30 protein-coding genes and 4 pseudogenes are annotated in these 26,913 nt (G+C 51.3%); 14 read left to right on the forward strand and 20 right to left on the reverse strand.

All coding sequences use genetic code 11. The features are described 5' to 3' along the window. Positions 1-307: 307 nt before the first annotated feature. Entirely contained in the window at positions 308-589 is a 282-nt protein-coding gene (locus H7K56_RS23520; RefSeq protein WP_058775716.1) for a DnaT-like ssDNA-binding domain-containing protein, read from the forward strand. 268 nt (positions 590-857) lie between these two features. Here H7K56_RS23520 and H7K56_RS09440 read toward each other — a convergent pair. The 5 genes and pseudogenes from H7K56_RS09440 to H7K56_RS09460 form a co-directional block, all read right to left on the reverse strand. After that, positions 858-1,388 (reverse strand): annotated as a pseudogene (locus H7K56_RS09440) (LysR substrate-binding domain-containing protein); the annotation flags it as partial. Next, positions 1,385-1,657, reverse strand: a pseudogene (locus tag H7K56_RS09445) (S24 family peptidase); the annotation flags it as partial. The pseudogenes H7K56_RS09440 and H7K56_RS09445, both read right to left, overlap by 4 nt. Positions 1,658-2,065: 408 nt before the next feature. Then, positions 2,066-2,290: a hypothetical protein gene (locus tag H7K56_RS09450; protein ID WP_150360177.1), complete on the reverse strand. Its 225-nt coding sequence runs from the start codon at positions 2,288-2,290 to the stop codon at positions 2,066-2,068. Beyond that, positions 2,287-2,814 (reverse strand): HD domain-containing protein, encoded by a 528-nt coding sequence (locus H7K56_RS09455; RefSeq protein WP_150360178.1) that lies wholly within the window; start codon positions 2,812-2,814, stop codon positions 2,287-2,289. The genes H7K56_RS09450 and H7K56_RS09455 overlap by 4 nt, the downstream gene beginning before the upstream one ends. A gap of 30 nt (positions 2,815-2,844) precedes the next feature. After that, the gene (locus tag H7K56_RS09460; protein ID WP_072208567.1) at positions 2,845-3,543 is read right to left on the reverse strand and encodes a DJ-1/PfpI family protein; all 699 of its coding nucleotides are present in this window, start codon (positions 3,541-3,543) and stop codon (positions 2,845-2,847) included. A gap of 89 nt (positions 3,544-3,632) precedes the next feature. Between H7K56_RS09460 and H7K56_RS09465 the strand changes: the two genes are divergently transcribed. Then, on the forward strand, positions 3,633-4,562 hold the full coding sequence (locus H7K56_RS09465) for a GlxA family transcriptional regulator (protein ID WP_104187750.1): 930 nt from the start codon (positions 3,633-3,635) through the stop codon (positions 4,560-4,562). A gap of 160 nt (positions 4,563-4,722) precedes the next feature. After that, positions 4,723-5,870, forward strand: a protein-coding gene (locus H7K56_RS09470; RefSeq protein ID WP_117111563.1) for an IS3 family transposase whose coding sequence is annotated in 2 segments (ribosomal slippage) — positions 4,723-4,960 and positions 4,960-5,870 — 1,149 coding nt in all. Because the reading frame shifts where the segments join, the coding sequence is not laid out codon by codon here. A 561-nt stretch (positions 5,871-6,431) separates the two neighbouring features. Here the strand turns inward: H7K56_RS09470 and H7K56_RS09475 are convergent. Next, positions 6,432-6,692, reverse strand: a complete 261-nt coding sequence (locus tag H7K56_RS09475; protein ID WP_058775123.1) for a hypothetical protein — start codon at positions 6,690-6,692, stop codon at positions 6,432-6,434. A gap of 356 nt (positions 6,693-7,048) precedes the next feature. Then, positions 7,049-7,681, reverse strand: a complete 633-nt coding sequence (locus H7K56_RS09480) for a glutathione S-transferase family protein (RefSeq protein WP_104187752.1) — start codon at positions 7,679-7,681, stop codon at positions 7,049-7,051. 122 nt (positions 7,682-7,803) lie between these two features. Here H7K56_RS09480 and H7K56_RS09485 point away from each other — a divergent pair, with 122 nt between their 5' ends. From H7K56_RS09485 to H7K56_RS23580, 5 genes and pseudogenes are all read left to right on the forward strand, one after another. Beyond that, entirely contained in the window at positions 7,804-8,691 is an 888-nt protein-coding gene (locus tag H7K56_RS09485; protein ID WP_104187149.1) for a LysR family transcriptional regulator, read from the forward strand. 74 nt (positions 8,692-8,765) lie between these two features. Next, positions 8,766-9,575, forward strand: a complete 810-nt coding sequence (locus tag H7K56_RS09490) for an enoyl-CoA hydratase/isomerase family protein (RefSeq protein ID WP_233209793.1) — start codon at positions 8,766-8,768, stop codon at positions 9,573-9,575. A gap of 96 nt (positions 9,576-9,671) precedes the next feature. After that, a complete protein-coding gene (locus tag H7K56_RS09495) occupies positions 9,672-10,595 on the forward strand; it encodes an alkene reductase (protein ID WP_199189137.1) in 924 nt (307 codons plus the stop codon). A gap of 22 nt (positions 10,596-10,617) precedes the next feature. Then, positions 10,618-10,809: a hypothetical protein gene (locus H7K56_RS23525; protein WP_369974298.1), complete on the forward strand. Its 192-nt coding sequence runs from the start codon at positions 10,618-10,620 to the stop codon at positions 10,807-10,809. Positions 10,810-11,042: 233 nt separating this feature from the next. Continuing rightward, positions 11,043-11,569 (forward strand): annotated as a pseudogene (locus tag H7K56_RS23580) (transposase); the annotation flags it as partial. Positions 11,570-11,758: 189 nt separating this feature from the next. On the opposite strand, the gene H7K56_RS09505 reads toward H7K56_RS23580, so the two are convergent. Beyond that, positions 11,759-12,049 (reverse strand): DUF1330 domain-containing protein, encoded by a 291-nt coding sequence (locus tag H7K56_RS09505; protein ID WP_088517520.1) that lies wholly within the window; start codon positions 12,047-12,049, stop codon positions 11,759-11,761. Positions 12,050-12,119: 70 nt separating this feature from the next. On the opposite strand from H7K56_RS09505, the gene H7K56_RS09510 reads away from it, so the two are divergent. Further along, positions 12,120-12,623, forward strand: coding sequence for a MarR family winged helix-turn-helix transcriptional regulator (locus tag H7K56_RS09510; RefSeq protein ID WP_150360179.1), 504 nt, complete (start codon positions 12,120-12,122; stop codon positions 12,621-12,623). Between the two features lie 494 nt (positions 12,624-13,117). Here H7K56_RS09510 and H7K56_RS09515 read toward each other — a convergent pair whose 3' ends face one another. Further along, the gene (locus tag H7K56_RS09515; RefSeq protein ID WP_150360180.1) at positions 13,118-14,005 is read right to left on the reverse strand and encodes a DMT family transporter; all 888 of its coding nucleotides are present in this window, start codon (positions 14,003-14,005) and stop codon (positions 13,118-13,120) included. A gap of 119 nt (positions 14,006-14,124) precedes the next feature. Here H7K56_RS09515 and gcvA point away from each other — a divergent pair, with 119 nt between their 5' ends. Beyond that, entirely contained in the window at positions 14,125-15,039 is a 915-nt protein-coding gene (gene gcvA / locus H7K56_RS09520) for a transcriptional regulator GcvA (RefSeq protein WP_150360181.1), read from the forward strand. A gap of 239 nt (positions 15,040-15,278) precedes the next feature. Here gcvA and H7K56_RS09525 read toward each other — a convergent pair whose 3' ends face one another. Both H7K56_RS09525 and H7K56_RS09530 read right to left on the reverse strand, forming a co-directional pair. Then, positions 15,279-15,734 carry a GNAT family N-acetyltransferase gene (locus H7K56_RS09525; protein ID WP_150360182.1) on the reverse strand — a complete coding sequence of 152 codons (456 nt, stop codon included), beginning with the start codon at positions 15,732-15,734 and terminating at the stop codon, positions 15,279-15,281. 228 nt (positions 15,735-15,962) lie between these two features. Next, the gene (locus tag H7K56_RS09530; protein ID WP_150360183.1) at positions 15,963-16,970 is read right to left on the reverse strand and encodes a zinc-dependent alcohol dehydrogenase family protein; all 1,008 of its coding nucleotides are present in this window, start codon (positions 16,968-16,970) and stop codon (positions 15,963-15,965) included. Positions 16,971-17,064: 94 nt separating this feature from the next. On the opposite strand from H7K56_RS09530, the gene H7K56_RS09535 reads away from it, so the two are divergent. Continuing rightward, the gene (locus H7K56_RS09535) at positions 17,065-17,967 is read left to right on the forward strand and encodes a LysR family transcriptional regulator (protein ID WP_150360184.1); all 903 of its coding nucleotides are present in this window, start codon (positions 17,065-17,067) and stop codon (positions 17,965-17,967) included. Positions 17,968-18,020: 53 nt separating this feature from the next. On the opposite strand, the pseudogene H7K56_RS09540 reads toward H7K56_RS09535, so the two are convergent. After that, positions 18,021-18,170: pseudogene (locus H7K56_RS09540) on the reverse strand (hypothetical protein); the annotation flags it as partial. A gap of 46 nt (positions 18,171-18,216) precedes the next feature. After that, positions 18,217-19,011, reverse strand: a complete 795-nt coding sequence (locus H7K56_RS09545; RefSeq protein WP_150360185.1) for a helix-turn-helix transcriptional regulator — start codon at positions 19,009-19,011, stop codon at positions 18,217-18,219. Positions 19,012-19,122: 111 nt separating this feature from the next. On the opposite strand from H7K56_RS09545, the gene H7K56_RS09550 reads away from it, so the two are divergent. After that, positions 19,123-20,202 carry a zinc-binding dehydrogenase gene (locus H7K56_RS09550; protein WP_150360186.1) on the forward strand — a complete coding sequence of 360 codons (1,080 nt, stop codon included), beginning with the start codon at positions 19,123-19,125 and terminating at the stop codon, positions 20,200-20,202. 111 nt (positions 20,203-20,313) lie between these two features. Here H7K56_RS09550 and H7K56_RS09555 read toward each other — a convergent pair whose 3' ends face one another. The 5 genes from H7K56_RS09555 to H7K56_RS09575 all read right to left on the reverse strand — a co-directional run bounded on the left by H7K56_RS09555 (position 20,314) and on the right by H7K56_RS09575 (position 22,216). Further along, positions 20,314-20,541 carry a YgdI/YgdR family lipoprotein gene (locus tag H7K56_RS09555; RefSeq protein ID WP_021508704.1) on the reverse strand — a complete coding sequence of 76 codons (228 nt, stop codon included), beginning with the start codon at positions 20,539-20,541 and terminating at the stop codon, positions 20,314-20,316. Positions 20,542-20,563: 22 nt separating this feature from the next. Then, on the reverse strand, positions 20,564-20,791 hold the full coding sequence (locus tag H7K56_RS09560) for a YgdI/YgdR family lipoprotein (RefSeq protein ID WP_021508703.1): 228 nt from the start codon (positions 20,789-20,791) through the stop codon (positions 20,564-20,566). A 187-nt stretch (positions 20,792-20,978) separates the two neighbouring features. Then, positions 20,979-21,233: a biofilm development regulator YmgB/AriR family protein gene (locus H7K56_RS09565; RefSeq protein WP_125310694.1), complete on the reverse strand. Its 255-nt coding sequence runs from the start codon at positions 21,231-21,233 to the stop codon at positions 20,979-20,981. Between the two features lie 18 nt (positions 21,234-21,251). Further along, positions 21,252-21,455 (reverse strand): hypothetical protein, encoded by a 204-nt coding sequence (locus H7K56_RS09570; protein WP_021508701.1) that lies wholly within the window; start codon positions 21,453-21,455, stop codon positions 21,252-21,254. Positions 21,456-21,598: 143 nt separating this feature from the next. Next, entirely contained in the window at positions 21,599-22,216 is a 618-nt protein-coding gene (locus H7K56_RS09575) for a TetR/AcrR family transcriptional regulator (protein WP_058770495.1), read from the reverse strand. Positions 22,217-22,404: 188 nt separating this feature from the next. On the opposite strand from H7K56_RS09575, the gene H7K56_RS09580 reads away from it, so the two are divergent. Continuing rightward, a complete protein-coding gene (locus H7K56_RS09580; RefSeq protein ID WP_010615793.1) occupies positions 22,405-23,133 on the forward strand; it encodes a YoaK family protein in 729 nt (242 codons plus the stop codon). An 11-nt stretch (positions 23,134-23,144) separates the two neighbouring features. Beyond that, a complete protein-coding gene (locus tag H7K56_RS09585; protein ID WP_150360187.1) occupies positions 23,145-23,717 on the forward strand; it encodes a pyridoxamine 5'-phosphate oxidase family protein in 573 nt (190 codons plus the stop codon). A 3-nt stretch (positions 23,718-23,720) separates the two neighbouring features. On the opposite strand, the gene H7K56_RS09590 is transcribed toward H7K56_RS09585, so the two are convergent. Then, complete coding sequence (locus H7K56_RS09590) at positions 23,721-24,917, reverse strand: MFS transporter (RefSeq protein ID WP_150360188.1); 1,197 nt, start codon at positions 24,915-24,917, stop codon at positions 23,721-23,723. A gap of 188 nt (positions 24,918-25,105) precedes the next feature. Continuing rightward, positions 25,106-26,749, reverse strand: a complete 1,644-nt coding sequence (locus H7K56_RS09595; RefSeq protein WP_150360189.1) for a methyl-accepting chemotaxis protein — start codon at positions 26,747-26,749, stop codon at positions 25,106-25,108. Positions 26,750-26,913 lie beyond the last annotated feature (164 nt).

The following is a 26,913-nucleotide window of genomic DNA, read 5'->3' on the forward strand; positions in this document are numbered from 1 at the left end:
CTGTGCGTAAATTTGCGGAATTTGTCCGTAATTGCCTATGCCTCATACCAGTACGTACTCATCGCCACGGGGGTCAGGATACTTCGGTGTCATGGAGAGATTAACCGCTGTGTAAACACCTCATCCTAATGCGCTTCATATAACCTTCCCGATAAACTGCGGATCTCATGGAAAGTGGGCGGGTTGTCCGCCTCATCCAGACCGCAGCGGGTTCGCGCGCGTAAATGCCTGCGTCAGATTTTCCGGGCGTACCGGACCGGGTCTCCGCTCTGCTACTACCCCAGAATTACCTGAAAATAAATTTGTTATGTTTGACGGGTGGCAGCCTTCAGCAACGTTTAGTGACACCGCCAATCGTATAGATATTAAGATTTCAGCTGCACCTGACAGGCTGCAGCTGGCTGATTTCGTGAATTACTGGAAAGCAGAAAGCGTGGCGTACTACCAGAGTCAGTGGGAATTGAAACTGGCACGCTATATTGAAAAGGGGCGCAAACACCTTTCCTCTAAGCGCTCCAGAGAAAGACGAGACTGCATGCTGGTATCTGGGATGGATTATGAAATACCTGAAGGGTTCAGGGGAGGGTAGGGGAGCTTTACAGATTCATCTGCTGATTTTGGAAACTTTTGGGTGTCAGTCTGGCCAGTGCAGGCGCCGGCAGAAATGCTCACCGTCCTCGCTGCCATCAATGCCGGTCAGGTCCAGGGACATTTCGTCAATGGAATACTGCTCAGCGCGGGGCGTAGCTCTTCCGGGGTGGTCATTATGCGCTGCGACATACTTTGGCGTAAGTGCAATGGATAATCTATTTAAATTTCAAAAGCATTTGAGAGTCGATACATTGTCTACTGAGGTGTCACATAATTTCATTTATCCAGTCTGCAAATGCGCTTACGGCAGGGGAAAGGAATTTCTGATGTGGGTAAAGTAAGTTGACCGGGACTGATGACGGCTGCCAGTCGGCCAGCACTTCAACCAGCGCTCCCTTCTGAAGGTGCTCTGATACAACGCTCTCAGCAAGCTGGGCAAGCCAGAAACCTTCCAGACACATTTTTATATAGAGTCCCGTCTCGTTAACGGCTGCCTGACCGCTGACCGATACAGAAAGCGCTTCCGTCCCCTGGACAAAACGTAACTCGCTGGTACGCCGGGCCTGCCCGGAAAAGTAGTGTATAGCCCGATGATTTGATAAATCTCCAGGAGAACGGGGGATCCCGTACTCCCTGAGATAGTCCGGAGAGGCGCAGGTTATCCAGCGGAACTTCCCCAGTGGACGGGCAACAAGCGTGGAGTTTAGTAGCTCACCTGTTCTGATCACGCAGTCGACTCCCTCCTGTACGAGATCGACCTGCCGGTCACTCACGCCTATCATCAGGTAAATATCCGGTCAACCACCATGACGTCGCCGTCGCAGAGGCCCAGGTCCCGCATGCTGTTGCCGCTGGCGCGCACGAAGAAGGTTGATGCACGCCGGCGGATGCACAGTTCGTTCAGATCAAGTTCTTTCTCGACGTAATCCTGCGCAGGGGCGGGAAAGCCGGCGGCGCACGGATCGGCATAAAGCGGCACCCGGACCCGGGGCGTAAAAATGGGTGGCCAGAGGAGCGTCAGGCCGGCGGTACAGCTACTGGGTTCATGATCTGATGCCCTTGCCATGCTGCAGTGTGACTGCGAAAGAGCTGAGTAAATCGCGCATAAAATTCCTCCTGTTATTTTACTGTTCATGCATACAGTATTGTTGGGGCGGAATTATCTGGCAAGAGGGATTGAAACGGTTGGTGCAGAAGCGAAGCCATCTGACTGACTCGCCGGGAGATTTTTTATTAAGGTCAGCATGGCAGATACAGAACGGCGCCACTATGCTCAGCTCAGGGCCGGGAGACATGGAGAGCCGGGCTGTATCTTTAGAGCCCGGCTCTTTGTGGCCGGGCAGGTTTTGTTAAAATCCAGAATTAAGCGTAATCTGCGTTATCGGTTCATTCCGGCGTAGGTGAATGACGCTCTTTCGACACGACCGCTGCTCCTTGCGTAAACGCTGTGTTATAACAGGCAATAAAAGGTTTGTTATCTATTAAAAGGATAGTTTGGTTTAATATCGCAATAGTTAACTGTTGGGAAGCCTTCTACCATTTTTACTCCAATATCTTTTTCAAAGGAAAGATAGGCAGTATGAGGTTTTTTTCTCAAAACATTAGCAACGAGTTCGATAAAGTGCGTTTTGTTTCCATTTTGCGGAAATTCCTCAAATACTTCTTCAAAGAATGACAAGGGGAAAATATTTGCATTCATCCCCCATCCATAAAAGCACCTAAATGGACAAGCGCAATCTCTGGCCTTTTTCGTTCCGGCAATTCCATTGTTGCATGTAAAGCGATTGCATCCCAGATAACTTCTGCTTTTTCCTCAGGGAATTTGTTATCGACTAAGTACTGCCGTGCCGCATCAGCTCCATCCAGTTCGAATCTGGCATCTTTGATGAACTTTTCGGTAAGCCCCAGGTCGTGCATTATACAACCTAAATAAAGCATTTCTTCATCAAAAGCTTTACCAAGTTTTTTTCCAATAGAAGCTGCGAATAAATATGTTCTTACAACATGATTGAAAAGGGGAGCTGATGAGCATGAAGCAACAAGCTCAGTAGCCCCATCAGTGAAGCGTGTATGGGGTATAGTAACCCCTGCCAATGTTGCTGGCAATTCGCCGTTGAATCTGGAAAGAGGTATGGCTTGGGTAGTCTTACCCATTGCTTTGAACATTGGCGCAGATGCACACAGCACACAACAACATGATGAAATAAATTCTCTACGATTCATAAAAGATCTTCATATCCACTAATTAAAGAGTCAGGAATGCATTGTTTTGCTAATTTTTCTGGCAGCATTTTCTAAAATATGCAAACGCTCGCTTACTCTTGTGGCTGATGCTTCTTTTAGTTTGGCAGCAATCCAGGCTGGGGCTGTCTCAGGACGTCCAGCTTCATAGGGGGGATGTGGTGCATATTCCAGCCCCAGCTGAACTTGCATGGCTGCATCTTCACCGCAAAGCTCTCCAATCAATACCAGAGCAAAATCAATACCTGCGGTAACGCCTCCACCCGTTATGACATCTCCATCTTTTACCACTCGGCCTTCGTCCGGTATCGCGCCAAACAAGCTGAGCTGATCACGCCATGCCCAATGGCAGGCTGCTCTCTTTCCTGAGAGTAAACCGGCAGCGCCGAGTATTAATGAACCAGAACAAACAGAGGTTATATAAGATGCTGTATGAGCCAGTTTTACTATTGATTCCATATATCTATCGTTCTCAATAGCATCCGTACATCCACTTCCACCTGGAACACACAGTATGTCACATTCTTTCTCATACATGAGATCCCTGAGCCCTGTGAAATGCATGCCGTCAGCATAAACATTTTCACCGTCTACTGATGCGAGAATTGTTTCGAACTGAGGTGTACGGGAAAAGAACTGGTAAGGACCAGTGAAATCAAGCTGCGTTACGCCGTTATAGATTGGAATCAATACTTTGAAGAAATTAGACATGATGAATCCCTAAGATTGTAATGGCCTGAAATGAGCCTACCATCTATAGTGGTGGCCAAAATGACATTAATCATTCAAAAAAGGACATTATGAACATAGGTTTTTACATCTTTGATGATTTTCAACTTTTAGATCTTAGTGGGCCATTGGCTGCTTTTCAGTTCGTGAGCTTCACGGGGCATCATATTGTTTATAAACAACATGTTTTATCCATGAGGGGTGGTGCTGTTACGTGTACAGCTGGATTCTCAATTGAATCTCAAAAACTCTACCCGGAGCAATCCTTCGATTTACTGTTGGTTGTAGGAGGTCAGGGAGGCCGGAATATCTCAAGAGATAGCCAGGAAGGTAGAGCGCTGAAGAAAGCCTGCCTATCCAGTAAAAGTTTTGGCAGTATCTGCACAGGAGCTTTTGTCCTCGCTGAGTTGGGTCTTCTGGATGGGAAAACCGCTACTACTCACTGGAAATATAGGCATATTTTTAGTGATTTATACCCTGATGTAGTACTATCCACTGATGCTCTGTTCGTGAAAGATGGTGGCGTTTGGACATCAGCAGGAATATCCAGCGGTATCGATCTCGCGCTTGCGATAATTGAGGATAATCTTGGCACTGCAGTCTCATTAAAAGTTGCTCAGGAACTTGTTGTCGCGCAGCGCCGCACAGGGGGACAATCGCAATTTTCACCTGTTTTATTTTTAGAACCTCAGTCATCAAAAATTAAAGCTGTTTTGAATTATATTCATACGCATTTAGATCATGACTTGCGAGTTGAAAGTTTAGCTGAGGTTGCTTGCCTTAGCTCAAGGCAACTCACCAGGCTTTTTACTAAAGAAACAGGTGAAACCATTGCCAAAGCGGTTGAAAAAATTCGTCTGGATTCAGCAAAGTCTCTTCTGGAAACATCAGGGCTTTCCGTAGAAAAAGTTTCCAGATGCTGCGGGTTCGGTAACTCAGCCAGAATGAGAAGGGCTTTTCAACGGCATTATAAAAAACTCCCTCAAGCCTTCAGGAATTGAAATGACAGCCCGCATTGTAATTGTAAGAATATTCAAGAGTAAATGTTTTTTCCCAAGCGGCGGTTTGGTTATTTAAACGCGCCTCATAGCGCAGAATTGAATCGCCACGGCTTTAACAGACACCTCGGAGTCATTTAAGATGGCTTAAAGAGAGGTGCCCATGAGCGGTAAGCGTTATCCCGAAGAGTTTAAAATCGAAGCAGTCAAACAGGTTGTTGATCGCGGTCATTCTGTTTCCAGCGTTGCAACACGTCTCGATATCACCACCCACAGTCTTTACGCCTGGATAAAGAAGTACGGCCCGGACTCATCCACTAATAAAGAACAGTCAGATGCTCAGGCCGAGATCCGCCGACTCCAGAAAGAGCTGAAGCGGGTTACCGACGAGAGAGACATACTAAAAAAAGCCGCGGCGTACTTCGCAAAACTGTCCGACTGAGGTACGCCTTTATCCGCGACAACCGCCGTTGCTGGCCTGTTCGTTTGCTCTGTCGGGTTCTGGACGTCCATCCGAGTGGATTTTATGTCTGGCTTCAGCAGCCACATTCACAGCGTCACCAGGCAGACCAGATGCTGACCGGGCAGATCAAACAGTTCTGGCTTGCGTCTGGCTGCGTCTATGGTTATCGCAAGATCCATCTGGACCTGCGGGATAGCGGGCAGCAGTGCGGAGTGAACCGGGTCTGGCGGCTGATGAAGCGTGCCGGTATAAAAGCTCAGGTTGGGTACCGTAGCCCACGGGCACGTAAAGGCGAAGCCAGCATCGTGGTACCGAACAGGCTCCAGCGGCAGTTCAATCCGGACTCACCAGATGAGCGTTGGGTGACGGACATAACCTACATCCGAACTCACGAAGGCTGGCTGTATCTGGCCGTGGTGGTTGACCTGTTCTCCCGGAAAGTTGTCGGCTGGTCAATGCAACCCCGCATGACAAAAGAGATTGTCCTGAACGCATTATTAATGGCGGTGTGGAGGCGTAATCCTCAAAAACAGGTACTGGTTCATTCTGATCAGGGCAGTCAATACACGAGCCATGAGTGGCAATCGTTCCTGAAATCACACGGTCTGGAAGGCAGCATGAGTCGTCGCGGTAACTGTCACGACAACGCGGTTGCGGAAAGCTTTTTCCAGCTACTGAAACGCGAACGGATTAAGAAAAAGATCTACGGAACACGGGAAGAAGCCCGCAGTGATATTTTTGATTACATCGAAATGTTTTATAACAGTAAGCGTCGGCATGGCTCGAGCGATCAGATGCCACCAACTGAATACGAAAACAAATATTATCAACGGCTCGAAAGTGTCTAGATTATCCGTGGCGATTCAGTCCTATTAGCTGTACAAAATTACAGTGTAGCGTACTCCTCCTAACTGAAGTAGGGAAAGCATTTACACATAGATCTTTTAATCCAATGTCATCCAAGTCATGAAAACCGGGTGGTAGTAGTGGGGGAAAACAGACTTTATCCATCCATGCACCTTTTCTCATTACCTATGAGAGCATTAATGCTGTTTTTTCTTTATAGGTAGAATCTGACTATTCGATTAAGAACAATCCTAACCTAGCTTTGATGCTCCGCCCATCCTGACAAATGATCAGTGCTTATCTATAAGGAGCGTTCGGCCACTTCTTGTAAGCGAAGACGAAAAGCATGAAAAAGTGAAGACCGGGACACGAGAGTAATAAGGCCATCTTCCATCCGAAACCAGCTTTCTGAGCCATGCGGAAGCATGGGATAAACATTAAAAACCAGATGATTGACGACAGGACTGCGAGAGGGTTTGGTTGTTCCATTAAGCGTTCTCCTTGAGTTGCATGCCTTCAGTATCGGCACTTAACCTTAATTATTCAGTGTGAATGAGCACTGTTTATGGCTTCTTTAGCAAATCAATCTGCAGAAGTAGGCGCTTATGTGTCTCGATCGCATCCCATATCTGGTCTTGAGTGTCACCGTCCCATTCGGGGCAAGCTGCTAGTTCAGAGCGAAATAGCTTCAGCCTGATATGGATAGCCGCCACTTCATCTCGATTGCATTTTGTCGCGATAAAGTTGAGTTGAGTGTCAGTTGTTCGCTCATAAAGCGACTGAACATCTCGGGATTTTTCGAATAACCGGGAGAGCTTATCCATAGCCTGAGGCTCCTATAATTGGGTCCAGGCCAATTATCGACAGTTAAACGTTAAAGTTCAGTATCCCTTTTGTATGTTGAGCTCCGCAAACAGACCCGCTCCGGCGGGTTTTTCATGCCCGTAAATTGAGGTTCCTATGGATGTTCAGGCTTACCGCGTAGCGGCGCCGGACTGAATCAGTTCATCCGTCGCGCGGCGCATAATTTCCGCCACCGGTTGAGGGATATTAAAGGGGGGCTTACCTGCTTCAAAATCCGCCTTAAAAGCGTCAAGCTTTGCCTGCAGCATAATGATGTTTTCTCTGAAAAGTTATTTAGGGTGATCTCTTAATTTCCGGGCGGCTTTACAACAGTCACTTACCGGGGGACAAGCGCGTTAATGCGTTCTGTGGCGCGCTGTACGGCGGGCCGGTTAATCATTTCATCAAACCAGCGAGCCACATTTGGTGTGTTTTCAAAACTCACCCCGGCAAACTCCCGACGCCACAGCCAGCCGAAGTGCGCAATATCAGCAATGCTGTATTCCTTTCCGGCAACAAACTGGCGGTCAGCCAGAAGGGTATCCAGCACCTTAAGGGTGCGGTCTGCTTCAGTAGTGAAACGCTGAATTGCCAGCGGCTGTGGTTCGGATGCCTGACGCTGGAAAAAACCTGCCTGACCGAAAGCCGGTCCCAGTCCTGAAGCATGAAAGAACAGCTGCTCAAATACCCGTGACCTGGCCGGGCTTGAAGCCGGTAAAAGCTTCCCCGTTTTTTCAGCAAGATAGATAAGGATGGCGGCCGACTCCGTCAGTACCAGCGGCTCAGATAAGGCATCAGTATCAACAAGCACAGGGACTTTGCCGTTGGGGTTTAAGGCCAGAAATTCAGCTGACTTCTGTTCCCCTTTACGGACGTTCACCGGGTGTAAAACATATTCAAAACCGAGTTCTTCGAGCGCGACAGGCACCTTGATGCTGTTAGGCGTGGCGAAAGCATGAATATCAATCATGATCATTTCCTGCTGAGAGTTTTGCCGGGCCAGCCCCGGCAAGCTGGAAATGATAATGGCTGGCATGAGACAGGAATGGTAGATATGCTCAACGGATAACATCTATTCTTCAGAGGAATAAAATGGATCGCTTTCAGGCAATGGCCACTTTCATTCGTGTTGTGGATACAGGCTCCTTCTCTGCAGCTGCCAGACAGCTAAACGTGGGCCAGCCTGCGGTCTCCAAAATTGTTGCTCAGCTGGAGTCGCGATTACAGACCCGTTTGCTGACCCGATCGACCCACGGCCTGACGCCCACCGAGGCCGGGCAGCGCTATTATGAGCGTGCGCGTGCCGCCCTGCAGGAAGCCGAAGAGGCTGAACTGGCCGCCCGGGGAGCAGGAAAAGGCCTGTCCGGAAAGCTGCGGATTTCAGCCGCAACCACTTTTGCACGGCTGCATATCATTCCCCGCCTTCCGGCGTTCCTTGATGAGCATCCGGAACTGGATGTGGACGTGATCCTGGATGACAGAGTGATCGACCTGATTGCTGAAGGTATTGATATCTCACTGCGCATGGGAAATCTGCCCGACTCAGGTGTCGTCGCCAGAAAGCTGGCAACAGGACCCCGCTCAGTGATTGCCACGCCGGAATATCTCTCAGAAAGGGGGGAGCCGAAAACGCCAGCTGAACTCGCAGAACATCAGGCAATTCTCTATAACTCACAGCCCAGCCTCTGGTCATTTACCCGGCAGGGTGCCGTTGTGTCCACCGCCGTGAGCGGTCGCATCCGCGTCAGCGCCGCTGAAGGACAGCGAGCTGCCGTGCTGAGCCATATGGGGTTGTGTATTGCCTCCGACTGGATGTTTGCCGAGGAATTAAGAAACGGAACCGTTCAGAAGGTGCTGACGTCATGGCAACTGCCTTCCATCGACCTGTGGGCCGTATTCCCAAACGGACGACTAGCGAGTGCCAAAGCCCGGCAGTTTGCTGGTTTTGTTGAAACCATCATGGGGGAGAGTAGAACATGATATTCCATTCAGGAATAGTTGTTATCTGATTTCCAGGTGATCCCAATGTAACTGGAATGGAATAGTGTTGTTTCATGTCCAGCCACTCCGGTCTGGTAACAACAAGGATCGCCACTATGTCTACGTTTGAAACTTATCGTTATGCCTTTCCTAATGCCCGCCTGACCCGTAAACCCAATGGCGTACTGGAGGTTAAATTCCATACTGCCGGTGAAAAACTGGTTTTCAATGGCCATACCCACGAGCAGTTCGTCGAGCTCTTCCATGCCATCGGCGAAGACCGTGAAAACCGCGCAGTGATCCTGACCGGTTCGGGTGATGCCTTTATGGACGCGATCAGTCCGGAAGGATTTGATTTCTTCACCCCGGCAGGTTTCGACAAAATTCTGCGCGAAGGCAGAAAGGTGCTGAACAACATTCTGGATATCGAAGTTCCGATGATTACCGCGCTAAACGGCCCGGTGCTGCTTCACAGTGAATATGCCCTGCTGACCGATACCATTCTGGCCACCCCGGAAACCGTTTTTCAGGATAAACCGCATTTCGAATTCGGGATCGTCCCCGGTGACGGCGTGCACATTCTGTGGCCAGAAGTTATTGGATCGCTCCGGGGCCGCCACTTTTTGCTGACCCGTCAGGTGCTTGATGCGGAAACGGCGAAAGACTGGGGCGTAGTAAACGAAATTGTGCCCGCTGATAAGCTTCTGGCCCGCGCTCACGAAATTGCCGACGGGATTGCTGCACTTCCGCCACTGACCTCGCACTACACCCGGATTGCACTGACTCAGCGTCTTAAGCGTCTGGTAGATGAGGGGCTGGGTTATGGCCTGGCGCTGGAAGGTATCAGTGCCGCGCAGGTTGCCCACACACTGGCCCGGCAGTAAGCCTGTCGGATATTGACTCAGATTATTTGGCATTACTGAATTCATTTGATATTGCGCCAGGGCCCATGTGCTCTGGCTCAACGTGAGGTAGATTTAATGAACCCTTTATTCTCACCTGTGACTGCAGGAAAACTGCATTTGAACCATCGCGTCGTTATGGCGCCCACCACGCGCATGAGGACCGAACCGGGCGGTGTTCCCGGCAAGTTGATGAAAGAATATTACCGCCAGCGAGCGAGTCTCGGAGGGCTCCTTATCGCTGAGGCCACGGCGGTTTCGCCCTATGCGAATGCCTATGAAGATGCACCGGGAATCTTTACTGACGAGCAACAGGCGGGATGGCAGCGCCTGGTTGAAGCCGTGCATGCCAGAGGCGCTCAGATTGTACTGCAGTTGTGGCACCCGGGTCGTCAGTCCCTGCCTGAACTGTCAGCGGGACGTCAGCCCGTCGCGCCTTCAGCGCTCATCGCCAGAGATACTTATGGCGTGGTGAAAAATGAACGGGGATCCTATGAGGGCAAGCTTTTTCCTGTTCCTCGCGCTCTGGAACTGGATGAAATTCATGAGCTCATGGAGGAGTTACGGCAGGCAGCCATTCGGGCCAGAACTGCAGGATTTGATGGCGTTGAGCTCCATGCCGCCAACGGTTACTTACCTGAACAGTTTCTGCTGGATGGCAGCAATCAGCGCACTGACAGTTGTGGCGGCTCCCTTGAAAACCGTGCGCGCTTTCTGCTTGAGTCCGTTAGCGTACTGACTGATGTCTGGGGGCCGGGGCGCGTTGCTGTGCGCATTTCTCCCAGCGGGATATACGGTGATATGCATGACAGCGATCCGATAGCCACTTTCCGTTATCTGGTCGGGCAGCTGAACCTGTTTGACCTGGCCTATCTGCATGTTATCGAACCCCGCATCGTGGGGCCGGAAGACAGGGAGGCGGGCTATTATGCGGAGCCGGTAGCCAGCCGCGATTTGCGCGCTTTTTATCAGGGGAAAAATTATTGCGGCGGGCGGCTTTAAACCAGAGGATGCCGGGAATACGCTGCAAAAAGGTGAGGCCGACTTGATTGCTTTTGGTCGTCTCTTTACCTCCAATCCGGACCTGCCAGAGCGTATAAGAAACGCTTTTCCTCTCGCTGCGTACAACCGTGACGCTTTCTTTGGCGGAGGTGAGCGGGGCTACAGTGATTTTCCTGCTCATTCACTGCTAACACCAAAAGAACGCCCGGTCTGAGTATACAACCATCAAAAGTTAACTGAGATTCGGTATTCCCATGGAATGCCGGATTTCAGATGAATGATCTTCAATCAAATATGAGTTTTTCAGACTCTGCAGCACTCCGCTTTCCGCTCATTGCGGAAATCAGAACGTCTTTCACCAGGGGGGCAACAAATGAAGCCATCAGGTTCTGCAGCTCAGAAACTATGTGAGAGGAGTGAAATCATGTTTCCAGTCGGTATTGCTGGGATGTGCTGCTGGCTGACGCTATGCGGGGGGAAAACCGGCTCGAAAAATATCAGTCTACTGACACGCCTGCAGACGTCATCAGTTCATGCATCAGAATGGCGCAGCTGCTCCATGAAAAATTAAGAAAGATTGAACGGCAGGTTAAAGCGGACATTCAGGCGAGCCCAGTCCAGAAACGAGATTGTGCGCTGCTGACCTCGATTAAATCTGTCGGGCCCCACTGGGATGCACATGCTGGTTGTGCTGCGCAGCCATAACGTTGAATCAGCAGATCAGGCTGCGGCTTTGCGGGCGTGGTGCCTCTTGAAAAACGTTCGGGGACGGCCACGCATATCTTAAATCGGCCGCATCAGCTCAGAGCAAAGCTCTGCATGTCTGCCCTGTGCGGAAAATTAACAATAAACGGATGCGTAATATCTACAAGGAAATGTGTCTCAGAGGCAAACCTGAAATGGTAACCATCGGCGCACTGATGCAAAAACGGGTTCACCGGTGTTATGGCGTACTGAAAACAGCAACAGTTTTTGTGATCTGGAATCAAGAGTTGCATTTAACGACTGATTTATATGAATCTTATTTTTACAGCCTGCCCAGGGATGCAGGTTTTGTCTTCATCATAAACAGGCTCTGCGCAGGATATTTTTGGTTTCCTGGCAAAGCCTTATGAGGCACAGGATGGACTCAAAAGAATCTGTCTTTATTCCAGTAAAGGATCTCAGTCGGTTTCGACAATGAACATCCGTGCTTCCTGAGCTTCCCGGCGTTCGGCCTTGATGGGGGCGTATTTTTCAGAGTTGTAGAAGGCTAACGCCTGGTTAAGGGTTGGAAACTCAAATACGCCAGCTAATGGCAGAGGCACCTCATCGCCTTCAAGAACCTCCGAGACGGTGCCAAAATGCAGAATTCGCCCGCCGGCTTCTTTCAGAGCTGCCTGAAACCGGGGTGCGAGTTTAGACTGCCTGTCAGGGTCGATAACACGCAGATTGATATGCACGTATGCTGGCATGATGCTTCTCCAGTTGTTAAATAATGCATATACAGTATTATTCGTTGAACGGGATTTCAAGAGGTACCTCATGAGCGGTTTTGATCCAAAATATTTCAGGGATGTAGCAGCAGAATGTCCGGGATTTCAGGCTCGTGCCACGGCGCGCGCAGTCACGCGCTACTACAATGTCTGTTTCAAATCGCTCGGTCTCACCGCCGAGCAATTCAGCCTGCTGGTTGGAATTGGCGCTTTCGAGGGCGCCACAATAGTTGATCTTGCGGTCAGCGCGGGTGTTGATGCGACAACTCTGAGCCGAAATGTTCAGAACCTGGAATTGAGAGGTTTAGTCCGTTCCGAAGGTGGACGCGGCCGCGCAGGAAAGCGGCTAAATCTGACGGATTCCGGATACCAGCTCATGGCAGATGCCTTGCCTGTATGGAAATCAGCTAAAGATAAGTTGTCCATCAAGATGGGTGATGACCGACTCCGGTCAGCAACACGGGCAATGGAGGAGTTAGCCAGGGCAATAAATATCGACCAGAGCCCTGAAGCCGATCGCAACTCCCACAATAAAAATACGGTAGCTGAATGACAATCTCCCCGTATCATCACTCCTGATTGAGCCTCTTGAAAAATAGGTTTCCTCCATATGAACGATCTTTTACCTTATTTTTAAGGCATGCAGAGCGTTCAGGTGTGAAGCTGGACGGCGCCGTACGCCCGGCGTAGCCGGTTACAGCCATATAAATCGTGCCATATCCTACCTTTTCTCTGTTTATGCCCAGAAAGTGCGGGAATGCTCATATCCGCGTCAGCACTGGGTTAAGTAAGTATTCTCAAAAAAACAGGTGTGGAGTATGGGGCTTATAAATACGGTACGAGTGAAGGGTTACATGCTTTCACATACTGACCATTGGGATGTTGGTACTTTGTAAAAATGCATGCTGAATCTCCGTTTTGTGCCAGAAGCGGACCATCATTAGTTAATCCCGTTATAAGAAATGATGCAGGCAACTGTTTTTTTTATCAACTTATAAGGGGTTCCGGTTATGAAACCCCTTAGGTTGACTAATCACAATTTGCAGCTTATTGATTTTTTTCCGGACTCACAACCATCCAGACAGCTATCCCTATAGTTATCGCACCGATAATGAAACCATTGTTAATGGTTTCGTTCAGTACCAGGTATCCCCACAGTACGCCAAGCGGAGGAATTAAGAATGTCACGGTTAAGGAGCGTAACGGTCCGATATCGGCAATCAGTCGAAAATATAATATGTACGCTAACGCAGTACAGATCACCCCCACAGCAATGACACTAATCCATGGCTCTTGCTGTAGCCAGTTAACGGCAGGCCCAACGCTGGTACTCCATATGAAAAAGGGCAGTAAAAAAATAGATGCTCCCATTTGACTGCCGAAAGCAACGATTTTAGGATCGAGTCCACCTTTGTCTGTAATCCAGCTACGTGTCAAAAAACTGGAAACCCCATAGCAACTGGTAGCGATGAGGCAGGCAATAACACCGATAATTTGTTTATCCGATGACTGTGCTTCACCGATGGTGGTTATCACTATGATGCCGACAAGTCCCAGGAACATGCCTGCCCATTTTCTAAATGTTAATTTCTCGGAAAAACATGAAAACCCGATGAGCGCTCCCATCAAAGGGGTTGTTGCATTCATAATAGCGGAATACCCGGCAGGCAACCACCTGGCCGCAAGGCAATACATGAGAAAAGGCAATCCAGAGTTTATCACGCCAAGTATGACTGAAGGCTTGAACTTATCTTTAAAATCAAAAGAAGATTTAAACATAAACAAAATAATAGCGAGGCCCGTGAAACCTAAAAACACTCGCAAAAAAGCAGTATTAATGGCACCGAACTGTGGCACGGCTATGCGCATAAAAAGAAAGCTCGCCCCCCAGATAGCGGCAAGCAGCAATAACCGAAAATAGTCAGCAATACGCATAACAGTTCCTTTTTATTTAAATGGAAGTAACAGCGAAACTGTGAAACATGTCAGACGTGCTGACAAACAAGATTTTTGTTTATACTTAAGATTTCCTAACTCATGGAACTGTGTATCCGATGAAAATGCCACCTTTACATGCGCTTATGTGTTTTGAGTCTGCGGCAAGGCTGATGAGCATGAAAGCTGCCGCCGAAGAGTTATGTGTGACATCCAGCGCGGTCAGCCAGCAGATTGCAAAACTGGAAAACATGACGAATATCCGGTTGTTTATACGTTGTCCTCGCCGTCTCGAGCTGACAACCGAGGGGCGCATCTATCTGAGGGCGATAAGACCCGCTTTTATCCAGATAGCAGAAGCAACACAACGCTTAATGAATGAGGGAAAGGCCAACAAAGTAACGGTCAGTTGCACAAGTGGTTTTGCCATTCAATGGTTGCTGCCACGGCTACCTGCATTTGAAAAAGCCAACCCGGGTGTGGAAGTGCAAATCAGTACAACCAACAGGCAGGTTGATTTATTGTCTGAAGGGATTGATTTTGCTATCCGTCACGGCGCTGGTAACTATCCCGGACTGGAGTCTGAGTGTCTGGTGAATGACAAACTTCTCCCGGTTTGTAGTCCCCGCTTAATAACCAGAGAATACGATCTTTCATCGCCGGGCGATATGGCAAATTACACGCTGCTGCACGATGAGCACCGGCTGGACTGGGCCGTCTGGTTCCGGGCTCTGGGTATTGAAGATGTGAATACTGACACCGGTCCTGTTTTCATCGATTCTAACGGCGTGATTGAAGCTGCAATCGCGGGTAAAGGTATCGCCCTCGTACGCAGTGCCCTAGTAACTGAAGAACTGGAAAGTGGTTTATTAATTAACCCACTGCAAGTAGAGGTTAATTCGCCGATTGCGTATTATCTGGTGTATGACGAGTCAGCTATATTGCAGAAGATAAGTCGTCGATTCCGTGACTGGATAACCCTGACCGCCGCAGCGCAACATGAGCACGCAGCAATACACAAGAGAGTTAAATAAAGATGTTGATGCTGTCTTCCACCTCTAATTATGTCTCAAAATCTTATATTTTTTGTGCCTAAAGGCGTTTTGCAGAATGCGAAATTGATTTTAATATCCCCTCAGGTAATAAGCCCTCAACGTCCGCTCCTCGCTCTCCTCAGCCCCTGGGCATCAGAGGAAGCTCCGTGCCAGAAGCGGATGTTGTACTCTCAAAGGAATTGTGCCCGGGCATTGAGAAATACTTGTTATATTTGATTTTATCTTCTGGTATAGATATCAGGACGTGTGATACTCCATGCATAGTTTTCCCGATTAACAGGCTCGTAGCCAAACTTTTCATAGAGCCAGGGCGCTGTGGTTGTAAACAACATGATCCTGCGAAGCCGCTCAAAAACAGGATGATCATGTATGCATTGCATCACCCATCTACCCAACCCTTCTCCCTGATATTCCTCCAGGATATAAACATCACATAGGTAAGCAAACGTAGCGTAATCTGTTATTAAGCGCGCGAAACCAATCTGGGCGTCATCGTGATAAACACCGAAATTAAGGCTGTTTTCAACGGATGCACGGACAAGAGCCAGATCAATCCCTTTAGCCCAGGTTGACTTCGTGAGATAGAGATGGATAGCCTGCACATCCAGTTTTTTTCTGTCTGTAATTATCAGGTAGTTATCTTTATGCCACTCATATTTCTCTGAAATACTCACGCTCAATCCTGTTTAAGAATTCCCGGAAAACCTGACCTTATCACCTGATGGAAAATCGGACTATCAATACTTCTTAGTAAAAAAATGAATCCTGCACTCTTATGCCAGCGTTTCATTTAGCACTTTTGCGCAGCGGGCTCCGTTTCCTGGAAAAGAATGTCCATCATTACTGGACAGGAGTAATCAGCCGGTATCAGGCCCCATGATGAACTCCCGGCTGATTCAGCGTTATGCATCCAGACTAATAACCACTTTCCCGATATGTCCGGCAGCCTCAAGGTAGCGATAAGCTTTCCGTGTATCGGCAAAAGTGAAAATACGATCAATTACGGGATAAATCGTGGAGGTATGAATCGCCCTGACCGCCGCGCGCAAATCTGAAGTCGAACCCGTATTGTTACCCACAATATTCAACATCTTTTGCATTACGGGCAGAACAGGCATGCTGACTTCAGCACCACCAACAAAGCCAATAACGAAAATAGTTCCGTTATGAGCTGCTGCGTTAATCGATTTCGCAAATGTTGAGCCGCCCACTGATTCCAGTACGAGATCAGCGCCATGCCCCTCAGTCAGCTTAAGCACCCGTTGATCCCATTCGGGCACCTCGTGATAGTTAATTCCTTCATCCGCTCCCAGGGCTTTCACTCTGTCCAGTTTTTCATAAGAAGAGGAAATGATGATTACCCGCGCACCTGCTGCCTTCGCATATTGCAATGCAAACAGACTAACACCTCCCGTGCCAAGCAGTAAAACAGTGCTGCCGGGCTGTATTTTACCGCGCACTATAGCGTTCCATGCGGTCGTTGCGGCAATGGGTAACGTCGCTGCCTGCTGCCAGTTGAGAAAATCGGGGATACGCACCAGTGATTCAGCAGGCACTACAGCGTATTCTGCCAGCCCACCGTTGGTTGTAACTCCGCGTAATGTTTGATGATGTTCGGATCGTATTGCTCCAGCATGCCAGTGAGACATCATACCCGGTACCACACGTTCGCCAATTTGCCAGCCTTCAACTCCCTCTCCAGACTCAACAATTTCTCCCGCGCTGTCTGCACCAGGAATAACCGGCTGCGAAACAGCGCCGAATTTACCAGTGGCCAGCGCCAAATCAAGGTAATTCAGACTCACAGCATGCTGACGAATCAGCACTTCGCCATACCCTGGTTGTGGTCGTGAAATATCACATATTTTTAAGCCGTCTATTCCTGCAGCGGATAAGTGGATAGCTTTCATGGTGTCCCCCGGTTCAATTAATACGACCATTTTGAGGCAGAACTGACGCTATAATGAGCCTGAAAAACAAATAACTGTTGCATGAGGTGCAATAATGCATGATGACGATTATCGTCAGCGGGAAGCTTTTCTTGCGGTAGTGCGCGCTGGCAGCTTTAGTGCTGGTGCGCGCGATTTGGGAAGAGATGTCTCCGTCGTTTCCCGGCGTGTAGCTGCTTTAGAAAAACGTCTGGGAATTCGCCTGCTGGAACGCACCACCCGCCGCATACGTCCCACAGAAGAGGGCTTACGCTATCGGCAAAAAATTGAATTGGCAGATGAACTGCTGCGGGAAGCGGAAGAGGAAGCCCGTGATTTGGCAGCGCGTCCGGCCGGGACGATTCGCCTTACCGTTCCAGCCTCATTCGGACGAAAGTGGGTCGTACAGGCCTTACCATTCTTTTTGAAAGCCTATCCTGACATCCGTATTGTGCTGCACTGCAGCGATCGCTACGTAGATTTACTGGGTGATAATTTTGATATGGCAATACGTATTGGTGTTCTGAAGGACAGCAGATTAATTGCCCGAAAGCTGGCAAATACAAGTCGCATTTTAGGTGTCGCGCCGGATTACCTGGAGCGCCATTCCCCTGTAACACACCCTCAGGACCTTCGTAAGCATGATTGCCTGGGTTTCACACCCATGCACAGCTGGCCCGAATGGCGACTCGAGAAAGACGGTCAACAGATAGGGGTACCTGTTAAGACGCGTTACGAGAGTGACGAAATGGATGGGCTTATACTGGCCGCTCAATCGGGTATGGAGATATTACTCGCGGCCAACTGGCTGGTACAGAAAGAACTGGCTGAGGGTTCACTGGTGCCAGTGCTGTCGGACTGGCAGGCAACAGGCGAGGATGGTGTCTGGTTAATGAAACCTTCAAGCCAGTTGCAGTCGGCAAAAATCAGTGCATTAACAGACTGGCTGACTTCATGGTTTTCTACACCACGCTGGTAGCCTGCGGGACGCAATATGAAACAGCCTGTCACCTGTACTGAATAGCAGATGGGTTATGTATGTAAAACGTGTGCAGTCCAGCAGTCGACATACCCCAGATAATGTCGGCGCTCCTGGAGGTAATAACATATTTCTTCACGCTGCTGCCGCTCCACTTCGTCATGGATCAGCGGCAGGTTAGATCGCTCTTTATAGGCTACGGCAGACTCAGCTAAACCCCGTTAACACTGCTCCGGCGGAATCATGATGTCATATAACCTTGCTGCCCGATGCAGATAACAACGGGACATAAATTGCCAGTTTGAGTGCAGGGGAGTCATTTGACGTAAACGTTGAATAGCAGTATGTCCGCGTTATCCCGTCCTTCCCTGTGAGTTTTTTCTCTCCGGACACCGGCGCCGTTATCACATGCTCGCTCCACCATGTATCAAACTCCGGACATTCACGGCTTAAGCGTTCTGCCAGCGCAGTGAAGGTCTCATCGTCTGCATTTCGTGAATAACTGGAATGAAACAGGCCGAGCATTCTCTGTGCCTCTGCAGGCCAGGTGTCGCCAAAAAGGTATCTGGCCTCCTCTGTAGTGAACATGAAAACCATGATATTTCGCTCATTTGCAGCCAAAAGGCTGAAGTCCGTGATGACCTGTTCTGCTGCAGAATTCCACACCAATACATCCCATCTGTGATTGGTGATGTAGGCAGGCTCATTCAGCGCCCTGACCAGATGCGATAAGCTAGCCGGGACTTCATGTTCGATATCTGCACTTTTTTTCCGGCCTGTCAGTGTTTTCAGGTGCAGAAATTCTGCCTTATTCAGCTGCAGAGCTTTACCCAGGGCGTTAACTATCCGTTCGGAAAGCGTGCTGACCCGTCCCTGTTCGATTTTGGTATACCATTCCGTACTTATTCCCAGCATCGCTGCAACTTCCTCACGCCTTAGTCCGGGCGTTCGCCGTCTTTCTGGCCTGGCAGAGGGGGGACGCTCAGGCTTCACCCTGGCACGTCGTGAACGTAAAAACTGACTGAGCTCAGTATTCTTAACCATTTTTTGAACCTGGTAGTAAATTATACCTGTATAAAACTAGTGTATTTTACGCCGTTTTTGGTCGCCCTATGATGGTTTCATATTGTTCTATGCCCTCAGGAGAATATGACCATGAAAGCTGCTGTGCTTACTGCCTTTGGCCGTCCGCTAGACGTTAAGAATGTGCCTGCACCGGTGATGGGAACCGGGGAAGTCATTGTCGATGTGGTTGCGGCGCCCGTTCTTTCCTACACGAATGAAGTACTGAGTGGGGAGAGAAAATATCTTTTACCTGTGCCGGTCATCCCGGGCTGTGGTGCCATCGGAAAGGTTCGCCAGACCGGCCCTGACGCAGCCTGGCTGAAACCAGGAGACTGGGTATTCTGCGATCCGACGGTGCGTTCCCGTGACAACGCGCTGTCGCCAGAAATTGTCCTTCAGGGATGGAGTGCCCGTGGTGAAGGAGGACAAAAAATCCAGCAATATCACCTGAATGGCAGTCTTGCTGAACAAATACGCATTCCGACTGAAAACGCGGTGCCCATTGGCGACATATCGCCTGCAGAAGCGGGGCGGTGGTGTGCCATCAATACGCTGCTTATAGCCTATGGCGGATTGTTATCTATGGATTTGAAAGCGGGAGAGCGCCTGCTGGTTAGTGGCGCAACCGGTAATTTCGGCAGTTCCGCTGTGCTTGCTGCCCTGGCCATGGGAGCTCATAAAGTCATCGCACCGGGCCGTAATGAACGGGTGCTGAACGATTTGAAAAAACGTTTTGGATCGCGTGTGGAAACAGTAAAGCTCACAGGTACAGCAGAGATCGATATTGCTGCCATGAAGCACATGGCCGGGGGACCCATTGATGCGGTCCTTGATTTCCTTCCGCCGTCTGCGCAGGCCTCTGTCGCCCGGAATGCGATTATGTCAGTCAGACCTTATGGTCGTGCAGTCCTTATGGGCGGTGTTGGCATGCTGGGAGGGGACGATCTTTCGCTACCTTATCCCTGGATAATGCGTAACCTCATTACCTTAAAAGGGCAGTGGATGTATGAACCTTCGGCAGTCCATACGCTCTGCGGCCTTATACGCGCGGGACTGCTTGATCTCAGCCACTATGACGTAACCGAGTTTCCGCTTGAGAGAGTGAATGATTCAGTCGCGCATGCTGCGAAAAACAGCGGGCCGTTTAAACTCACCGTCGTGCGTCCCTGACCAAAGGTGCCGCGATGGACCGGATTGCTCTCTTACGACGGCCCTGCGTATGGGTTCAATCACAAAGTTCTGGCACAAAAAAGCCCGCTGCGCGGGCTTGATAAGAACCGATTAATGCGGAATCTCAGAGACTTCTTTGACATCCGCTTTGTTGATCTGCTGTTTGACACCATTGGCATCAACGTAGCCCAGCAGTCCGCTTTCCGCTTCCTGCGGTTTACCATCGCTGACAATGGTACGGCCATCATTGGTATGAATGGCGTAGCTGGTACGGGTACAGCCGGTCAGGGCGCTCAGTGCCACAATGGCTGCCAGTGGTAACAAAATCACTTTTTTCATGTCGCTCTCCCTATCGAGTAGATCAGTTGTTCAGTTCACTCATATTGGTGATCTGGTCACGGTTAATCTGTTCTGTTTTACCGGTTTGCGCATCTTTATAAGAGACCAGGCCAGTATCACTATCCACCTGTGGCTTACCATCGGTGACGATAGTGCGTCCGTCGGTGGTTTTAATCGCCTGATTCGATGAACAGCCGGCGATGGCAAAAATCGATGTCAATAACACAGCCGCTACAGTCAGTTTCTTCATAGTAATTTCCCTGATTGGTCTGAAGTCCAGCTATAAGCGTAGAACAAAATCCGGATTCTGGTCTGACCTGACTCGCTTTCTTTGCACAATTAATGCGGTTTAGCGTGCAATTGATGAGGAGGAAATTACCAGGCGCGGCTAATGTGTTTCGCCGCGTATATTGGGAAGGCAGGATAGCGTTGCGATATTACTCAGCGGCCAGGCGACCAAGCAGCAGAGAAAAAATAGCCTCATAATGCGTTTTCAATATCACATCGTCGCACTGGTCGAGACGTGCTATTAGCGCGACAAACAGGGTTTTTCGGTTCAGCAACTTGCCGCTACACAAAATTTCCTGCACCAGCGTGCCAAGTAACTCATGCTGCTTTGCCTGCAGCGATCCACCAGTCCATGGTAATGCATCTTCAGAATTATTATGAAAAGGATCGTATCGCATCATCATTACCCTGATAGCAGTGCGTTAATTCAGCTTTTTGGCCAGCAGCCTGATCGCATTATCGCAGGCCTGCTGGATGGCCGGATTCTCCGAGCGCAAGCCCGTGCGATACAGCGCGCCAATTATTTGCTGAACAGATAAGGTTTCACCCGGTTGTACAATCTGTGTGACGACTTTGCCCAATAAAAGATAGATCTCATCGGCATCTTCTAATTCATCGTGCTTCACTCAACCCCCGGAACAAATAAACATAAATCTACGTAATATGTTACTGCCTGATAAATATTATTAAGCGCGCGATTCCAGGGTTTAAAACGTTATCGCGGCGAATATTAATTAGGAAACGCCTATTTCCTAATAGGCCAGACGAATCAGTCCAGAATGCTGAGCACCATATTAATGGTTTCTTTGCCATTAGTCACATCCTGAATTTTGCCTACCACGCGCATACCAAATGCCACGCAAAGCAGCAATCCGGCAGCGGTGTCGGCATCCAGTCGTGGCGAAATCGATCCGTCCTCTTGTCCCTGTTCAACCAGCGAAGTCAGGAAGTTGCGGTTGCGTAATACCGCTTCACGCACCAGCTGGGATAACTCTTCATCCAGCGTTTGCAGTTCCACGGTACTGCCAACCACCAGGCAGCCGCGTCTGCCCTCGATCTCGCTGGCTGAGTCGAGATAAAACTGCAACAGCTCAGCAATGCGCGCCCGACCGGTCGGGTACTGTTGCAAACGGGCGCGCAGGTCCACATTTCGCAGCAGGATGTAGCGCTCAAACACCCGCAGAAACAGGGAACGTTTATCCTGAAACGCTTTATAAATACTGCCCGCCGTCAGGTTCATCGCTTCACCTAAATCGGCAATCGAGGCCGCATGAAAACCCTTCTGGCGGAACACGATCATGGCGCTGTCGAGCGCTTCGTCGATATCAAAATTGCGCGGTCTGCCGCGCTCTCTGGCAGCCGGCGCCGGATTGGGTTTACTGGTCATAATGCGGGCTATTTAGAATGAATCGTTTCCAAATTATCCGGCTTATCGGTGACAGGGTCAAATCCTGCCCAAACGCCTGGCCAGGCGTGCGCTGATCGACAGCGAACCGCGTTAATGTTCAGCCCTGATAGTTGAGAATTTTTGACTGCCGGAGGATGATAAACCTTTTGCCGGGCCGGGACCTTTTCATGCTGATCTCCACTGAGGATACGCGCACTTTCAACACCGACATCCGCCTGGCGGCGACGCTGGCCGCCGTGGCGGGCGCACTGAACACTGCGGCGTTCGAAACGGTTGGTTTCTTCTCCGCCAACATGACCGGTAACGTCTCATCCCTGTCCGATCATCTGGCGAAAGCCAATCTGCATATCGGGCTGTTCTTCCTGCTGATTGTGCTGTTATTCATCGCCGGTTCGTCGGTCTCCACGCTGATCATCAATTCCGGCCGCAGGCGGCAGATACGCGGCATCTACGCCATCAATATTCTGCTGGAGGGCATTGCGTTGCTGGTGCTGGGGATTGTTGAAAGCGGCTTTCATTTCAGCGAGGGCGGCGTGTTACTGATTCTCAGCCTGAGCTTTCTGATGGGCCTGCAAAATGCGGTGGTAACGCGCATCTCCAATGCCCGCGTGCGCACGACGCACGTTTCCGGCACGTCAACCGATATCGGCATTGAGCTGGCGATGCTGTTCGACGTGCTGCGTCGCAAAGAGTCACCGAAAGACGCGCCGCTGTACATTGAGCGGCTAAAACTGCATTGCTACACCGTGCTGGCATTTCTCGCTGGCGGCGTGCTGGGCATTCTGCTGCTGCAGTGGCTAAGCTACGCGCTGCTGATCGTCATTGGGTTACTGCTCAGCGCGCTGGCACTGTCGGCGCTGAAACGTGCGGGCAGCAACCCGCTTCACGCCCGCTAAGGAAGGGAATCATGATCTCGCTCGACGACCGCCTGCAAGCCATCTGGCAGCTGCTTAGCACAGCCACCACATCGCGTTCGGCTTTCACCCTGATGCAGCTGGCAACGGTGGCCGCTGACGGCCAGCCCAGCCTGCGCACCGTGGTGATACGGCAGTTTTTGCCCGCGCTGCCGGCCCTGCGTTTTACCGCCGATCGGCGCAGCGCCAAAATGCAGGATATTGCAGCCCAGCCGCAGGTGGCGTTACTGGCTTATGATGCCGCCAGGCGCGTTCAGCTCAGGCTGGCAGGCACGGCTCAGCGCGTTGACGATGCACAACAGCGTGCCGCAGCCTGGCATGCATTGCGCCCACATTCGCACGCGTTGTTTCAGTCACCGGTCAGGCCGGGCAGCGTGATTGCTCATCCTGATGACGCACTGCCTGCCAGCGCGCAAAAAGCGGGCACCGCGCCCGACGAGCACTTCGCGCTGGTGCAGATCACCTTGCTCAGCGTAGAGTGGCTGGATGTCAGCCGCGAGCCCCATCAGCGCGCGCGATTCGAGGCCACTGCGGATGGCTGGCAGGGCAGCTGGCGCGTGCCCTGAGATTTATTGTTCAGCCGGTGTTTTTGACTGACGCGGGCGGCCAGCCGCACCGGCGCACAACAGCGCCAGCAGTACCATGATCAGTACCGGCAGCATCGCCATGCGCAATCCGGCATGTTCGCCGATAAAGCCCAGTCCGGGCGGGCCGACCAGAAACGCCAGATAGCCCAGCGTGGCGGCAATCGTGACGCGCACCGCGCTGTTATGGCCATCGCCCGCCGCCGAGACCGTTAGCGGGAAGCCGAGCGACGCGCCGACGCCCCAGAACAGCACGGCCGCCGCCGCCAGCCATGGGTTATCGGAGAAAATCACCAGCGTCAGTCCCAGCGCGGCGGAGAATGCGCTGGCGCGCAGTACCCAGACACGGCCCAGACGATCAACCACCAGCCCGCCGAGAAAGCGCCCCAGCGTCATGCCAGCGGTGAAGCCCGCGTAGACCAGCGTGCTTTGGGTATGATTGAGGTTATGACCGTCGATCATCAGTAACGGCAGCCAGTCGTTAGCTGAGCCTTCCGCCAGCGCCATCGCCAGAATCACCACGCCGAGCACCAGCAGCTGGCGGTCACGCAGTTCACGTCCAACCTGGGCCAGAAAGCCGCCATGATGCGGCTGTTCGCTGCGTTCGCTGTCGCTGGTGGCGGGCAGATGGCGCAGCGCCAGGGCGGCAATCAGCAGGTTAACCAGCAGCACCACGCTAAAGTGCCAGTGGGTGCTGATATCGGCTGCGGTCATGGCCAGCCCCGCCAGTGCGCCGATCAGCGTGCCGAAACTGAAGAAGCCGTGAATGATCGTCATGATTGACTTGCCGATGCGCCGCTCAAACGCCGCCCCTTCGACATTAACCACCACATCCATCAGCGCGGTTCCGCCGCCCAGCAACACCAGACTGGTAAACACCAGCCCGCTACTGGCGAGCGTTAACGCAACGGTCATCAGCACCAGGCCACCGAGCAGGATCAGGTAACCCGTGCGCATCACCCGGCTGATGCCAAAGTGCGCGACCAGCTTACCGGCCAGCAGCACGCCCAGCATGGAGCCACAGGAGAAGCCAAACAGAATCAGGCCCATCATTTCCGTCGAGGCGTGCAGCACATCGCGCATAAAGGGGGTGCGGCTAACCCAGGAAGCCCAGGTAAAGCCAGGAATAAACATCAGGCCAAAGATGGCCCATTTACCGCGTGTCTGTTGCTGAGGGTGCATAAGGTTCCTTTAGGGAGCGGCGGGCATGCGGAGGTAAAACGCTTTCGTTGCTGATGACCGTTAGCATGGTTCACAGAATAGCAGTTTTGCTGGCGCTCGTTGAGGCAATGTCGCTCGCGTCAGCGCGCCGGGGAAAATTCGTCAGTGGGAGAAAGCCCCTCCGCGCGACGACGCGGAGGGCAAAGGGATTAGAAACTCTGCCAGTCGGCATCGCTGGCCAGTGCCAGGCGTCCCGGCTGTGGCGCTTTGTGGCTCGCCGGCGCAGGCTTGATGACCTGCGTTGCGCCGGATTCCGTCAGCACGAAGCGGGTCACCAGCTGGTTGAGCGTCTGGGCCTGCTCCTGCAGCGATTGCGACGCGGCTGAGGCCTGCTCCACCAGCGCGGCGTTCTGCTGCGTCACATCATCCATCTGATTCACCGCCTGCTGCACCTGGCTGATGCCCTGACTCTGCTCAACCGCGGCCGCGGCGATTTCGCTCATCAGTTCGCTGACCTGATGGATAGCGTCATTCATTACCTGCATATTGCTGCTGACGTCGCTGGCCTGGGCGGCCCCGGCTTCGGTCAGTCGATGCGACTCTTCAATCAGTCCCTTAATTTCGCGTGCGGCGGAAGTGGAGCGCTGAGACAGGCTGCGTACTTCGCCGGCCACCACCGCAAAGCCCTTGCCGTGCTCACCGGCGCGTGCGGCTTCGACTGCGGCGTTGAGCGCCAGAATATTGGTCTGGAAAGCGATACCTTCGATCATCGAAACAATGTCCGTGACCTTGCGCGAGCTGCCACGAATGTCATCCATGGTCGAGAGCATGGTGCTGAGCGAGGTACCACTTTTTTCCGACAGCGAACTGGCGTTAGCCGCCAGCTGGCTGGCCTGACGCGTGTTATCGGCGGTCTGACGTACGGTTTCACTCAGTTCAGTCATGCTGGCCGCGGTCTGCTCCAGCGAAGCAGCCTGCTGCTCGGTACGCGCAGAGAGGTCTTCGTTACCGGCGGCGATCTCCACTGACGCGCTGCCCACCGAATGTGAGGCGCTGCGCACGGCGCTTAACGAACTGGCGACGCTGCGCATCAGCTGATTGAAAGAGTGCGCCATGGTGCCCACCTCATCGCGACGGCTTTCGTCGGCGCTCAGCGTCAGGTCGAGATTTTCGCTGGCGCGCATCATGACTTTGCCGACATCGGACAGACTGCGACGAATGCGCAGCACGGTGAACAGGGCGAACAGGCCAAAAATAATCACTGTGGCTATCACGCCGGTAATGGTGGTCCACAGCACTTCATGGAAGGTGCTGAGGTTGGTGGCGCGTAACTCATCGCCGATAGAAATATTCAGCATCAGCTGCTGCTGGTAATTGGTGACCAGCTGGCGAATGGCGGCACCAATGCCGTTCTGCCCCTCGATCAGATCAAGGCTGATGGCGTTTTGATGCGCGCGCGAGGCAGTGAGAAACGCCGGCAGCCGCTCGCTCACGCGCTGAATATTGGCAAAGGCCAGCTCGGTCAGGCGCTTATCTTCGTCACTGGAGAGGTTGTGAGTCAGGTAGTAATCGGTGAGCGATTTCAGGCCGCCGATCTGTTTATCAATGTCCGCTTCAACCGCAGGCATGTTGCTGTCCTGCAGCTGGGTCTGATGTTTGTAGAGCGTCAGCGCCAGCTGATTGCTGCGATCAATTAACGTGTTGAGGTCTTTGATCGAGGGGATGGCATTGGTTTGCACATATTCAAAGCGCTCCTGGAAGCCGGAAAGCAGTGAGATGGCGAGCACGGCTTGCAGAATGATGGCGCCAAACAGCATGGTAAAGGTCAGTAACAATCGTTGGGAGATGTTCATCTTATTATCCTTAATCTAAACGCACCCCGACGCCTGACGCGGCGGGTACAAGGGCAGATTAAAGAACATCGGCAGATTGTGGTTTTTAGTTAATGAAATTTTAGTGCCGGGTAGCAGAAGAGTCTGGCGGGTTAACAGTGGAGCCGGTCGCCGTGAACGGCGAC

The organism is Pantoea dispersa, from assembly GCF_014155765.1.
Classification (GTDB): Bacteria; Pseudomonadota; Gammaproteobacteria; order Enterobacterales; family Enterobacteriaceae; genus Pantoea; species Pantoea dispersa.